12 protein-coding genes are annotated in these 12353 nt (G+C 65.1%); 1 reads left to right on the top strand and 11 read right to left on the bottom strand.

Translation table 11 applies throughout. The features are described 5' to 3' along the window. Positions 1 to 13 precede the first annotated feature (13 nt). From ACXJKC_RS13220 to ACXJKC_RS13170, 11 genes are read right to left on the bottom strand one after another with little or no spacing between them, the layout of a single operon-like run. Positions 14 to 781 carry an enoyl-CoA hydratase/isomerase family protein gene (locus tag ACXJKC_RS13220; protein WP_456697195.1) on the bottom strand — a complete coding sequence of 256 codons (768 nt, stop codon included), beginning with the start codon at positions 779 to 781 and terminating at the stop codon, positions 14 to 16. Continuing rightward, on the bottom strand, positions 778 to 1944 hold the full coding sequence (locus tag ACXJKC_RS13215) for an acetyl-CoA acetyltransferase (protein ID WP_456697194.1): 1167 nt from the start codon (positions 1942 to 1944) through the stop codon (positions 778 to 780). Before ACXJKC_RS13215 ends, ACXJKC_RS13220 begins: the two co-directional genes overlap by 4 nt. After that, complete coding sequence (locus ACXJKC_RS13210; protein WP_456697193.1) at positions 1944 to 2339, bottom strand: Zn-ribbon domain-containing OB-fold protein; 396 nt, start codon at positions 2337 to 2339, stop codon at positions 1944 to 1946. Before ACXJKC_RS13210 ends, ACXJKC_RS13215 begins: the two co-directional genes overlap by 1 nt. After that, positions 2336 to 2788, bottom strand: coding sequence for a MaoC/PaaZ C-terminal domain-containing protein (locus tag ACXJKC_RS13205; protein WP_456697192.1), 453 nt, complete (start codon positions 2786 to 2788; stop codon positions 2336 to 2338). Before ACXJKC_RS13205 ends, ACXJKC_RS13210 begins: the two co-directional genes overlap by 4 nt. Beyond that, entirely contained in the window at positions 2785 to 3255 is a 471-nt protein-coding gene (locus tag ACXJKC_RS13200) for an FAS1-like dehydratase domain-containing protein (protein ID WP_456697191.1), read from the bottom strand. The genes ACXJKC_RS13205 and ACXJKC_RS13200 overlap by 4 nt, the downstream gene beginning before the upstream one ends. Beyond that, positions 3252 to 5375, bottom strand: coding sequence for an acetate--CoA ligase family protein (locus ACXJKC_RS13195; RefSeq protein WP_456697190.1), 2124 nt, complete (start codon positions 5373 to 5375; stop codon positions 3252 to 3254). Before ACXJKC_RS13195 ends, ACXJKC_RS13200 begins: the two co-directional genes overlap by 4 nt. Before the next feature lie 44 nt (positions 5376 to 5419). After that, complete coding sequence (locus ACXJKC_RS13190; protein ID WP_456697189.1) at positions 5420 to 6166, bottom strand: SDR family NAD(P)-dependent oxidoreductase; 747 nt, start codon at positions 6164 to 6166, stop codon at positions 5420 to 5422. Between the two features lie 7 nt (positions 6167 to 6173). Continuing rightward, the gene (locus ACXJKC_RS13185; protein ID WP_456697188.1) at positions 6174 to 6944 is read right to left on the bottom strand and encodes an ABC transporter ATP-binding protein; all 771 of its coding nucleotides are present in this window, start codon (positions 6942 to 6944) and stop codon (positions 6174 to 6176) included. A 2-nt stretch (positions 6945 to 6946) separates the two neighbouring features. Further along, positions 6947 to 8848, bottom strand: coding sequence for a branched-chain amino acid ABC transporter ATP-binding protein/permease (locus ACXJKC_RS13180; RefSeq protein WP_456697187.1), 1902 nt, complete (start codon positions 8846 to 8848; stop codon positions 6947 to 6949). Then, positions 8845 to 9714, bottom strand: coding sequence for a branched-chain amino acid ABC transporter permease (locus ACXJKC_RS13175; RefSeq protein ID WP_456697186.1), 870 nt, complete (start codon positions 9712 to 9714; stop codon positions 8845 to 8847). The genes ACXJKC_RS13180 and ACXJKC_RS13175 overlap by 4 nt, the downstream gene beginning before the upstream one ends. 30 nt (positions 9715 to 9744) lie before the next feature. After that, complete coding sequence (locus ACXJKC_RS13170; RefSeq protein WP_456697185.1) at positions 9745 to 10980, bottom strand: ABC transporter substrate-binding protein; 1236 nt, start codon at positions 10978 to 10980, stop codon at positions 9745 to 9747. Positions 10981 to 11315: 335 nt separating this feature from the next. On the opposite strand from ACXJKC_RS13170, the gene ACXJKC_RS13165 reads away from it, so the two are divergent. Beyond that, entirely contained in the window at positions 11316 to 12353 is a 1038-nt protein-coding gene (locus ACXJKC_RS13165) for an acyl-CoA dehydrogenase family protein (RefSeq protein WP_456697184.1), read from the top strand.

The following is a 12353-nucleotide window of genomic DNA, read 5'->3' as shown; positions in this document are numbered from 1 at the left end:
CTTACGACGTGTTTCACTGTGAGTTCTTGAGGCGCTCGACCATCAGCGCTCTGGCTTCGGCCCGTCCGGGGGCGTCCACGGCCAGGGGCTGGAGTTCGACTTCGAGTTCGAGCTGTTGCATCAGGTGATTGCGGCTCGCATAGGTCAGGGCTCGTTTGGTCAGGCCCACGCCGAGTCCGGGCATTGCGGCGAGCCGGTGTGCCCGCGCAAGCGCCTCCTCCATCAGGAGGTCGGCGGCGATCACGGCGTTGAGCAGTCCCCACTCGAGCGCCTCGTCGGCCAGGAGCGGCCGACCGCTGCTGAGCCAGTCGAACGACCGCGAGTAACCCAGCAACCGGGGCAGGAAGTACGTGACCCCTGAATCAGGCACGAGTCCGATCGGCACGAATGCGGGCACGAACTTGGTCTGTGGTGTCCCGATCCGGATGTCGGCCGCGAAGGCGAGCCCCATTCCGGCTCCGGCGACGGCTCCGTTGATCGCGGCGATGACCGGCTTCTCCAGCTCTGACAGCGCCATGATGTGCGGGTTGTACGTGTGCCTGAGGCCGCTGGTTGCCGGGCTGAGGCCCTCTCTGGACGCCTTCAGATCCGCGCCCGCGCAAAAACCCCGGCCGGCGCCCGTCACGACGACGGCGCGCACCGATGGATCAGCCGCCTCGGCCCAGGCGTCGGTCAGGCTGTGCAGCATCTGTGGCGTCAAAGCGTTGTAGACCTCTGGACGGTTGAGCGTCACGATCAGCACATCGCCGTCGCGATCGGTCAGCACAGTCTTGTCGTTCACAGCGTCGCCGCCGATCCGAGGATCGCCGTGACCTGGCTCGACAGCTGGCCACCGTTGCCGTGTGCGAGAGCGATGTCGACCTGACCTTGCTGACGCTCTCCGCACTCCCCTCTGATCTGCCGGACGGCCTCGATCAGCGTGAAGATCCCGTACATGCCCGGATGGCAATATGACAGACCGCCACCGTTGGTGTTGACCGCAAGCTCCCCGCCTGGCGCGATCCGGCCGTTCGCCACGAACTCGCCGCCCGTGCCCTTGGGGCAGAAGCCGAGGTCTTCAAGGAACAGGATCGGATTGATCGTGAACGCGTCGTAGAGTTCGACGACGTCGACATCGCTCGGCCCGACACCCGCCATCTCGTAGGCCCGTGCTGACGACTCCTTGGCCGCCGTCACCGTGAGGTCCGGCATCTGGGAGATCGAGCGGTGCGAGTGCGCCTCCCCCGCACCCAGCACGTACACCGGTGGCCGGGGCAGGTCGGTCGCGCGATCCGCGCGGGTCATCACGATCGCTCCGCCGCCGTCGGTGACGAGGCAGCAGTCGAGGGTCGTGAACGGTGACGCCACTGGCCGGGCCGAGAGCACGTCGTCGATCGTCAGCGGACTGCGTTTGAACGCCTTGGGGTTGAGCATCGCCCACTGTCGAGCCGCGACGGCGACCTCTGCGAGCTGTTCACGGGTCGTGCCGTACTCGTGCATATGACGTGCCGCTGCCAGAGAGTAGCCCGTGATCGGATGACGCGGCCCGTAGGCCGCCTCGTAGGACGGCAGTTCGGCCGGATATCCACCCCGCACCGGACGTCTCATGTCGGTGCGCTGGGTGCTGCCGTACGCGATCAGCGCGACATCACATGCGCCCTGGCTGAGCGCGAGCGCCGCGTGGTGCACATGAGACACAAACGAGCTGCCGCCGATCATCGTGCCGTCGGTGTATCTCGGACGTATGCCGAGATACTCGCCGGCGTCGAGATTGGACATCCCGCGCCCGGCAATCGCCGTGAACAGGCCGTCGACCTCGTTCTTGGCGATCCCCGCATCGGCCAGTGCCCCGGCGACCGCCTCACCCATGAGGTCAAGTGGATAACGTCCCTGCCCGACCTCGCCGAGCTCTGATTCGGCGACGCCGCAGATGATCGCTTGACCGCGCAGGTCCTGTGCGCCCATCACTCGGCGACCTTGTCGAACACGACCCGGGCCGCCGATTCGTCAGCCGAGGCCTCGATCCGGCCCAGTACGCGGTCCCCGATCTGCACCTCATCGGCCGGAACCCCCAGCACATTGCTCATCATGCGAAATCCTTCCTCCAGATCGACCAGACAGAGTGCATAGTTCGGACCATCGCGCTGCGGAACGGACGTCGTCGAATAGATGACGCCGGCACCCGATGCGGCCTCCCAGCGCAGTTCAACTCCTCCGCAGTCAGGGCACAGAACTCGCGGAAAGAAGAACGCGTTCTGGCACGTCTCGCACCGTTGGTAGGGAATCTGTCCTTCGCCCAGCAACCGCACGTACGTTTCGTGCGGTGCTGGTTCAGTGACGGTGATATCGGCCGGCGTCATGACACTCCTTCTGTGCTCGCGCCGAAGACGGCTTCGGCGGCACCGCGCAGGACGAGCCGGCCCTCCTCGCCCTCGCGACCGGCGCTGACCGACAACCCGCACGCGATCAGCAGACCGTCCTCGGCGCCCTTGACCGATTCCACGACTCCGCTCACGGTCAGTACCTCGTCGGGCCAGACCTGATCGACGTAGCGGACGCTGAATCGACGGAGCCTGTCCTGGCCCAGCCAATCGGCCACGAACGTCGACAGCACCCCGGCCGTCAACAGACCGTGTCCGAAGACCGAGGGGTATCCGGCCCGGGTCGCGAAGGACTCGTCGTGGTGGATGGGGTTGAAGTCGCCGCCGGCGCCCGCGTACCGCACGAAGTGACTCCGGGTCAGCGGACCGAACGTCCTGGTCGGTGCGGTCTCGCCTATCTGCGGCGCGAGTTCGATCGTGTCGGTCATGATGTTCCCCCCGGTTCGGCTGGTGCTGCGTCAAGCTCGATGACCGTGCTGCTCACCGTCATCGCCAGGACCCCGTCCTGTTTGACGAAGTCGTTGGCACGCGTGATGAGCGTCATCCCGCCCCGCCGCCCGGTCTTGTGCTCGACCGAGACGACCCGACCCGAGACGGTCAGGACGTCGCCCGCCACGACCGGACAGAAGTACTCCCACTCCGCCCCCGCCGCGAGGACACGTCGCAGATCGAGGTCGAGTTCGTCCCCCGCGGCCGGATCGTGCCAATGAGCGGACGCCGCGCTGAACGTCGGCGGTGCGAGCGTGCCCGGATAGCCGCGCACGGCGGCCTCATCGGTCGAGTAGTGGACCGGGTTGTCGGCCAGCACGGCATGCGCGAACTCGGCGATCTTGCCCTGTTCGACAACGAACTCGTAGCTCGCGAACCGATGACCGATCAGGTCTGCATGACTCATGCATCGGTCCCGTCGGCCTCGAAGACGATCAGCGCATCGGCGGCTATCGCCTGCCCGTCGCTGACCCTGACGGGGTTGACGTCGATCTCGGCGATCTCCGGGAAATCGCAGGCGAGCTGGCCCACCTGGACCATGAGGGTGGCCAGCGCCTCGACCTCCGACGAGGAAAGCCCCCGCGCGGCCGAGACGAGCCGGCCGTCGAGCATCCCCGAGATCGTCCGGATCGCGGTCTCGCGGCTGAACGGTACGTGCAGCAGTGCCGCGGCCGCCATGATCTCGATCGTCACACCGCCAAGACCCACTGCGATGACCGGCCCGAACACGGCGTCGCGCTGCATTCCACACGTCATCTCGAGCCGGGCGGGCACCATCTCCTGCACCAGTACGCTCTCGATCACGGCGTGCGGGGCCTTCTGCGCGACCTCGTCGAGCATGCTCTGGTAGCCCTCGCGTACCTGTGCGGCGTCGTTGAGTCCTAGCCGGATCGCTCCGACGTCGGACTTGTGCGGAAGCTGATACGACATGACCTTGAGCGCGACGGCGCAGCCCATAGCTTCGGCAGCGGCGACGGCTTCGTCGGCGCTGGCGACGGTGGTCTCCCTCGTCGTCGCCACCCCGTATTCGGCCAGTACGGCCTTGCCGTCGGACTCGAGCATGACCCGCTGGCCACGGGCAAGATCCAGCAGCTTGGAGACCGGATGCGCATGGTCGACGCCGGTGGTTCCCTCAGGACGTGGATCGAGCTCGGGACGGGCCGAATACCGTGAAAGAGCTGCGAGCGCATGGATTGCACGCCTCGGATCCAGATATGTCGGGACCCCGACCTCCTGGAACTCGGGCAGGAAGCCCGTCGACAGCACCGCGAACGGTTTGGACGTGTTCTGGTACGCCGTGACGATCGCGTCATTCGACGGCCCAGGGCTGGCCCACGTCACGGTCGTGAACAGATCGAGCTCGGGAACATCGAGCAGGGCATTCAGGACGAGTTCGTACGCACCGGGCGCCGAGACGAGCTGCGCCGTCGTGTCGACCGGATTGGCGAGACTGCCGTAGAACGGCTGAGGCATGAGCGCCTCGATCGCCTGCGCCGAGTCGTCCGGGATCAACGGGACCCCTAGTCCTTCGGCCGCCGCGCAATCGGCCAGTAGGACGCCCGCGCCGCCCGACGTCGTCATGATGCCCAGCTGGTCGCCGCTGGCCCGGCGGCCGTCCTGGAAGATGAGTCCCAGGTCGAGCAGCTCCTCCATCGTGTCGACGACGATGACGCCGTACTGCCGGCACACCGCATCGAGCACATCGGCCGAGCCGACGATCGAGGCGGTGTGACTCATCGCCGCACGGGCTGCCTCGTCGCTGCGCCCGGCCTTGAGCAAGATGATGGGTTTGTCGAGCTCGTGGGCTCTCCTGGCCGCATCGATGAAGACGTCGGGATCGCGCAGGGTCTCGCTGAACATCAGCAGCACCTTGACCTCGTCGCGCTCGACCATGTGCGCCAAGACGCCGGCGATGTTGACGTCGACCTCATTGCCGGTGCTGACGAACCAGCCGAGTTTGAGCCCGGCCAGAAGCGACTTGGTGGTGATGTACGAGCCGAAGCCGCCGCTCTGTGAGATCAGGGCGACCGGTCCGGCAGGCGGCAGCTCGACGCTCGCGGGGATCGCGAAGTTGGCCATGACGCCGTCGTGCAGATTCATGTAGCCGATGCAGTTGGGGCCGATGATCCGCACTCCCGTGCGATTCGCGACATCGGCCAGTGTGTCCTGCAGTGCCACGCCTTCAGGACCCGATTCGGAGAAGCCCGAGGTCAGGAGCGTGACTCCGGCGATACCCCGTTCGGCGCATTGTTCGACGGTCGCGACGACGTGGCCGGCCGGGACCATCAGCACCGCCATGTCGACGCCGTACGGCAGCTCCGAAACCGCTGTAACGGCGTCGAAGCCGCTGATCCTCCCACCGCGCGGGTTGACCGGGTAGAGGTCGCCTGAGAAGGCCCGGATGATGTTGTCGAAGACCTGTGTGCCGATCCGATTCGGTTTGTCGGATGCTCCGACGACCGCGATGGAACGCGGTGACAGCAGCCGATCCATGGCGGATCGCTCGGAGGTGACGATGTCAGACATGTGGCAGAACTCCCTTTGCAGATAACAGTCGGTAAATGGTCTGGCTAGCGGACGAGCATCCCGCCGCCGTCGACCGAGAGCACCTGTCCGGTGACAAAGCTCGACGCCTCGCTCGCAAGATAGAGGTACGCGGGTGCGATCTCGTCCGGCTCGGCCCACCGGCGCAGCGTCGTCTTCTCGACGCTGCCGGCAAAGCGCGGATCGGTGCGGACCGTCTCGGTCATCTCGGTTGCCGCCGCGGGAGCGATCGCGTTGACCAAGATCCCGTACCGGCCGAGCTCTCGCGCCGCCGAGCGCATGAGTCCCAGAATCCCGGCTTTCGCGGCGGCGTAGTTGACCTGCCCGATCGAGCCGTTCTGCGCCGTCGACGACGATGAGTAGATGATCCGGCCGTGGCCCATCTCGACCATGTCCTCGACCACCGCCTGCAACCAGTAGAACGATGCATCCAGATGCACCGACATGACGTCCTGCCACTGCGGCTCTGACATCTTGCGGATCATGGCCGGGCGGGTGATGCCGGCATTGCTCACCAATACCTCGATGGGACCCCAGGCAGCCTTGATCTCTGCCGCGGCGCGGTCGACCTCCTCTCGCGAGCCCACATCGCATTGCACGGCCAACGCGATGCCGCCCTTGGCCACGATCGCGTCGACAACTTCCTGGGCCTTGTCGCGTTGGACGTCCACGACTGCCACCTTGGCACCTTCCGCGGCGAAAGCTTCGGCGATCGAACGACCGATGCCTTGTGCCGCACCCGTGACGGCTACTACCTGATCCACAAATCGCATGTTCATCTCATTCCCTCGAGTTCGTGACTGCTGTGCTGGCTGGGTCGAGCTCGATCGAGTCATTGCCCAGGTAGATCTCGCGGACGACCGCGTTGTCGCTGAAGTTCTCGATCGGTCCGGACGCGACGGCCCGACCGCTTTCGAGGACCACGACGTCGTCCGCGATGGCCATGGCTTCGTCGACAACCTGCTCGACCAGCAGGATGCTGAGCTGCTGATCGCGCATCTGCGAGATCAGTCCGAACACCTCGGCGACGATCGACGGCGCCAGACCGGCCGACGGCTCGTCCAGCATCAGGAGCTTGGGGTCTGGCATGAGTGCCTGGCCGATCGCCAGCATCTGCTGTTGACCGCCGGACAGCCCTCCGGCCAGGTGATTGCGACGCTCCGCGAGCACCGGGAACCGCGAGTACGCCTTGTCGAGGGCTTCCTTGCGTTGCTGGCTGCGCAGACCGCGTCCGGGCAGTGTGTAACCGCCGATCAGCAGATTGTCTTCGACCGACCTTCGTTTGAAGACCTGCTTGTTCTGCTGCACGTAGGCCAATCCGGCCCGGATGCGCTTGGGTGTCGCGGTCGTGGTGATGTCATGTCCCTCCAGCGACACCGACCCGGACGATACGACAGGCAGCAGGCCTGCGATCGCATCCAGCAGCGATGTCTTCCCGGCACCGTTGCGACCCAGCACTGCGGTGAGCTTGCCGGTGCGAACCGTCAGATCGACCCCCCACAGGGCGCGGATGTCCCCGTAGCCGCCTTCCAGTCCTTTCACGTCCAACATGCTCAGACCTCGCTCTCTGTGTCGTGGCCGGCGATGGCCATCTCCGGCTCGATGTCGCCGACGGACTTGCCGGCATTCGAGCCCGTGTATTCGTCGAGGACCTGTGCGTTGTTCTGGATCTCCTCGGGGGTGCCCGAAGCCAGCAGTGCTCCGCGGCTCAGGACGTGAATCGTGTCGGAGACCTTGAGCACCAGCGGGAAGTTGTGCTCCACCAGCACGACGGTTCCGCCCGCGTCCCGGATCGCGAGGATCGCCCGTTCCAGGTTCTCCAGATCGGCCGGATCGAGTCCCGACGCGACCTCGTCGAACAAGAACAGCTGCGGGCGGGCCGCCAGCGCACGCGCGACCTCGGCCAACCGTCGGGTTCCCAACGGCAGCTCGGAGACCTCGGTCTCGGCCACTTCGGCGATCCCCATGAGCTGGAGCAACCGCAGCGCCTCATGATCGTCGGCTCGACGGCCGCGCCAAAAGGCTGGGAGTCGCAGGACCGAAGCACCCATCGAGACCGTTCCGTCGGTGTAACGGCCCGAAATGACGAACTCACGAGTCGTCATACCGCGGGCCACCATGGGCGTCTGGAACGTCCGCGACACCCCTGCCCTGGCGACCTTGAACGGTTTGAGGCCGGAGATCTGACGGCTGCCGAGTGTGATGTCACCCTGGCTGGGGGCGTAGAAGCCGCACATCAGGTTGAGCAGCGTCGTCTTGCCCGAGCCGTTCGGACCGATCAGTGCCGTGATCTCCCCCGGCTTGGCCGTCAACGTGACATCGGCGAGCGCCTGGTTGCCACCGAAGTTCTTGGAGATGTCGCGGCACGCCAGTACCTGCCCGTCGATCGGGTCGAGCCGGAGTTCGGCGTCGTCGACCAACGCATGCTGGATCACGGTCGCTCTGGGCAGGATGCCCCGCCTGACCAGCGTCGCGACCAGGCTTCGGAACGCCCCGGTCAGGCCATTGCGGAACACCAGCGCCGCGATCAGCAAGAAGGCGCCATAGATCACGAGTTCCCACTCGGCGAAGACGTCGAGTGACTGCTGCCCGTACTGCAGGAGGAATGCACCGACGATCGCGCCGTAGATCGAGGTCGCACCACCGAACATCGACGCGGCCAAGACGCTGAGCGCGAGGGCGAACGTGAAGGTGTCGGGAGCGATGAAACCGTCCATCCAGGCGAACAGCGCACCGGCGAAAGCACAGGGAATCGCTGCGATGACGTAGACGACGAGTTTGATCCGGAAGACCGAGATGCCCATGCTCTCGGCCAGGATCGGGCTCTGCCGCAGCACCAGGAAGGCATTGCCGTGGGTGGACAGGATCAGATTGCGTGCCAGGGCGAACCAGAGCACGACAGTGCACACGATCAGGACGTATACGCCGTTGTCGGTCAGTTCCTGGCCGAACATCGTCGCGGCCGGCGTCGACAGGCCCAGCGATCCGCCCGTGAACTTCTCGAGGACCTGCACGACGTTCGGAATGATGATGACCATGAAGAACGCGACCATCGCAAGTGACCAGCCGCCGAGTCGCAGACCCGGAATGCCGCTGACGAGTCCGATCGCGACTGCCGCGACGGCGACGATCGCGAAGACCAGGAAGACATCGGTGATGCCGTGGGTCGCCCCGAGGTAACCGGCGACATACGCCCCCACCGCGTACAGGAACACCTGGTTGACCGCGAGCTCTCCTGCATAGCCCGAGACGATGTTGAGGCCGCTGGTCAGCAGGCTCAGGATTCCGACCAACATGACGGTACGTGCCATGTAGGCGCTCATGCCGAGGAACGGTGCGAGGATCACCAGGACGGCAGCCGCTGCGAGCAGCGCGATCTTGTACTTCGACAACTGCCGGACCACGGCTGCGACGGCGGACTCTGCTGCCGGCGCCGAATTCTTGTGGACACTCATATTGCACGCTCCAGATTGCGGCTGAACAGACCATGCGGACGAACCAGCAGGAGCAGCAAGAAGGCCAGGAAGACGGCGATCTGCGGGTACTCCGCACCGAGATAGCGAGCGCTGAACGAATAGATCAGCCCGACTGTGAAGCCGCCGAACAGACCGCCGAGCTGGCTGCCTGCACCACCGATCGCGATCGCGACGAAGCCGAACATCGCCAGACCATCGCCGAGGGAGGCCACGGCGTACGTCCGGGTGCCGACGAAGATTCCGACGACACCGGCTATCGCACCGGCCAGGGCGAAGGCGGCGATCCCGAGTGCTCGGGTGTCGATCCCCCGCAGCATCGCGGCGTTGCGGTTCTCGGCCGACGACAGCGAGGCCAGGCCGTGACGGGTCGTGTGCGACCACCAGTTGAGGCCGAGGCCGATCGCCAGCACGAGTCCGATCAGGATCAGGTCATTGGGCTGGATCGTCCCCCCGAGGATCGTCAGCGGGTCACTCGAAGTCGTCTCCTTGATCTGCCGGGGATCGGTCCCCCAGATCTGCTTGACGAGCCCGGCCAGCAGGACCCCGAAGCCGATCGTCGTGATGAGCGTCCCGTGGCCGTCCCCTCCCTTGCTCAGCAACGGACGAATCGCGATCCGCTCGAGCAGCATCGCCACGAGTGCGCACAGGCCGGCCCCGAGGAGCATGGCTGCCGGAAGCGGCAGTCCCATCTGGTTCAGGCCGAGGTACGCCCCGAACGTCCCTAACATCACGAGTTGGGCGTTCGCGAAGTTGAACACCCCTGAGGTCAACAAGACCACGTTGTATCCGATCGCCACGAGGCTGTACAGCGCCCCGGTGGCAAGTCCTGCCCAGATCGTCGTCATATCCGTGTCCTTCCTGTGCGCACGGCGGCTCTACCGCTTTCCGGGTTCGTAGAGTCCGTCGGCGTTGTAGCTGCCCGGCGCGACGAAGACGATGAGCCCGTCGCCGGCCGTGGGGAAGTGATTGGTCTTGCTGTAGTCGAACAAGATCGCGTCGCCGGACTTGCCGCCGGACACCCAGGGCACGTCACCGTCGACCGTCAGGTCTTCCAACGCGCTGTTGACTTTCGTCATATCGGTCGACTTGGCCTGTTCGGCGGCGAAGTTGATCAGTTCGAGAATGTCGTAGCCGGTCGCGAACAAGCCGTAGCCGGTCGTCTCCAGTGAGGCCGCGTTCTCCCCCGCCTTGATCTCCTCGACGAGTCCGGCCACCAGATCGGACTGGTTGCCGTCGACCACGCCGGTCGACGAGGTCACGATCTTGACGTTCTCCAGCTCGGAGGCCTTCAGATTCTTGACGAGGGGGAAGCTGCTGGACAGCTGATCGCCGTACGTCGGGATGTTCCAACCGATCTGCGCCCGACCGCGGAACGCGTACAGCGCGGCGGTGCCGTAGCCGTTGATCACCAGAGCATCGGGATCCTTGCCCTTGAGCTGCTGCAGTTGAGACGTCATGTCGAGGGCTGTCGCGTCGTAGCCTGCCGAGACGAGCTCGATGCCGGCGTCCTCGAAGGCCTCTTTGTAGAGCTTCAAGGTGCTCTGCCCGGTCGCGTCGTTGGAGAACAGCATCGCGATCTTCTTGTAGCCCTGGGCGACCGCTTCGGCGGCCTGCGCCGGTGCGTACGCGCTGCCCGGTGCCGAGACGCTGAAGTGGTACGGGTACTTCTTCGGATCATTCAGGACATTGCTGACCGTGCCCGACATCGACACGATCTTGTTGCGGCTCAGCACCGGCAACAGCGAAAGTGTCACTGAGCTCGACCCGCCGGCGTAGACCAGGTCGGGCTCGTCCCCCGATGACATCTGCTTCTGCAGCAGGCTGACGGCCTTGGTCGGGTTGTTCTGGTCGTCGGCCTTCTCGATCTCGACCTTGCGGCCCTGAATGCCGCCGGCCTTGTTGATCTTTGCCGCCGCGATCTCCAGGCCGTCGACGATCGGGACCGAGTACGTCTTGGTCGCGCCCGACAGATCGATCGACACGTAGACCTTGAACGGCGACGAGGCGTCGTCCTTCGAACCGTTGGAACCTCCGCAGGCAGCCAGGCTGGCGACGGCGGTGGCTGCGGCAAGAACCGCCGTGCAGCCTCGTTTCATGGAGCGGGGTTTCATGGATGACCTCCGACTTAGCAATCTGAATGACGTTCATTTGAACGATGTTCGCCACATCTAAGCCCAGGTGGATCGACGCCGTCAAGGGGTCGATCGAACTAAGTTCATCGACCGCGTCAAGATCACTCGGACATGACCTCACTCACACCGAGTAGTCTAAATTCCTGTTATCTCAGTATGTCCAGTGGATATGCGAACCGTCGACCTGCATCGCTGGCCAGCGCAGATCCGATTCATTGACAGTGACAGAAGCTGACTGATATCAATTGAATATCATTCAGATTTGGTCCACTCACCTCGCTTGCTCAGAGCGAATGTTTCAGGAGGCAACTGCGATGCACGCACTACTCAACGAGGACCAGGAGGACCTGAAGCGCATAGTCGAGTCGCTCGCGACATCGATCGGAGTCGCCAATCCGACCGATGCCGCCGAACGCGATTTCGCGACGGGTTGGACGGCGTTGCGCGGAGCAGGCCTCCTGGAACTTCGCGGACGGATCGGCGATGAGCCCGTCGCCAGCGGAGTCGAGGTCATGGTCGCGGCCGAGGCGCTCGCCGCCGAGCTGGTGCCCCTGCCGTTCGTTCCCAGTGCGGTCCTCGCCACCGAGCTCATGGCGCTGGCCTCCGCCCCCCAGGAATGGAGTGACGAGCTCGAGGCAGGTACCTCGGCCTACGGGATCCTGCTCGACGCCGACCTCTCGGACGTCGCCACGGCTTCTGATTCCGACACGACGCTGATATGGGGCGGGCCCGCCACCTCGCATGTGCTGCGTCTCGAGCCGCAGGACGATCAATTCAGACTCGTCCGGCTGACCTTGCGCGCCGACGTCGCAGACAATCAGTCGATCGACCTCACACAAGGCGCCTGGAAGCTTCCCGAGCACACTTCCGAGACCGCGGACGGCCTCATCACGGCCGATCAGTTGGATACCTGGCGGGCGCTCGCCCTCGCCGCAGTGTGCGCCGACACCGTCGGCCTCATGCGAGCGGCGTTGTCCGGCGCCGTCGAATACTCGAAGTCACGTATCGCCTACGGCGTTCCGATCGGATCGTTCCAGGCGATCCAGCACATCGCGGCCGACACTCTCGTGGCGATCGAGGCAGCCTACGGCGCGACGTGTTACGCGGCATGGTGCATCGACGCCGTCGAGCCGGCCACTGCACTGCTGGCCGCGCGCACCGCGAAGGCACACTGCGCACACGTTGCCCGCACGGCAACCGAGAACGTCATGCAGATCTACGGCGGAGTCGGACAGACATGGGAGCACATCGCCCACTTCTACACCCGCCGAGCCCTGCTCAACACCGAACTGCTCGGCAACGAGAACGTGCAGCTCGGCCACATCGCCGATGCACGACTGGAAGGGATCTGA

The sequence above is a fragment of the Aeromicrobium sp. P5_D10 genome (genome assembly GCF_054049535.1).
The sequence above is the reverse complement of the archived record's forward strand: the minus strand, read 5'-3'. Positions and strand labels throughout refer to the sequence as shown.

Excerpts from the sequence above, each read along its gene's own strand:
- ACXJKC_RS13180 (WP_456697187.1), bottom strand. The coding sequence starts at position 8,848 with ATGAGTGTCCACAAGAATTCGGCGCCGGCAGCAGAGTCCGCCGTCGCA.
- ACXJKC_RS13175 (WP_456697186.1), bottom strand. The coding sequence starts at position 9,714 with ATGACGACGATCTGGGCAGGACTTGCCACCGGGGCGCTGTACAGCCTC.
- ACXJKC_RS13190 (WP_456697189.1), bottom strand. The coding sequence starts at position 6,166 with ATGCGATTTGTGGATCAGGTAGTAGCCGTCACGGGTGCGGCACAAGGC.
- ACXJKC_RS13205 (WP_456697192.1), bottom strand. The coding sequence starts at position 2,788 with ATGACCGACACGATCGAACTCGCGCCGCAGATAGGCGAGACCGCACCG.
- ACXJKC_RS13170 (WP_456697185.1), bottom strand. The coding sequence starts at position 10,980 with ATGAAACCCCGCTCCATGAAACGAGGCTGCACGGCGGTTCTTGCCGCA.
- ACXJKC_RS13185 (WP_456697188.1), bottom strand. The coding sequence starts at position 6,944 with ATGTTGGACGTGAAAGGACTGGAAGGCGGCTACGGGGACATCCGCGCC.
- ACXJKC_RS13195 (WP_456697190.1), bottom strand. The coding sequence starts at position 5,375 with ATGTCTGACATCGTCACCTCCGAGCGATCCGCCATGGATCGGCTGCTG.
- ACXJKC_RS13215 (WP_456697194.1), bottom strand. The coding sequence starts at position 1,944 with ATGGGCGCACAGGACCTGCGCGGTCAAGCGATCATCTGCGGCGTCGCC.
- ACXJKC_RS13200 (WP_456697191.1), bottom strand. The coding sequence starts at position 3,255 with ATGAGTCATGCAGACCTGATCGGTCATCGGTTCGCGAGCTACGAGTTC.
- ACXJKC_RS13165 (WP_456697184.1), top strand. The coding sequence starts at position 11,316 with ATGCACGCACTACTCAACGAGGACCAGGAGGACCTGAAGCGCATAGTC.
- ACXJKC_RS13210 (WP_456697193.1), bottom strand. The coding sequence starts at position 2,339 with ATGACGCCGGCCGATATCACCGTCACTGAACCAGCACCGCACGAAACG.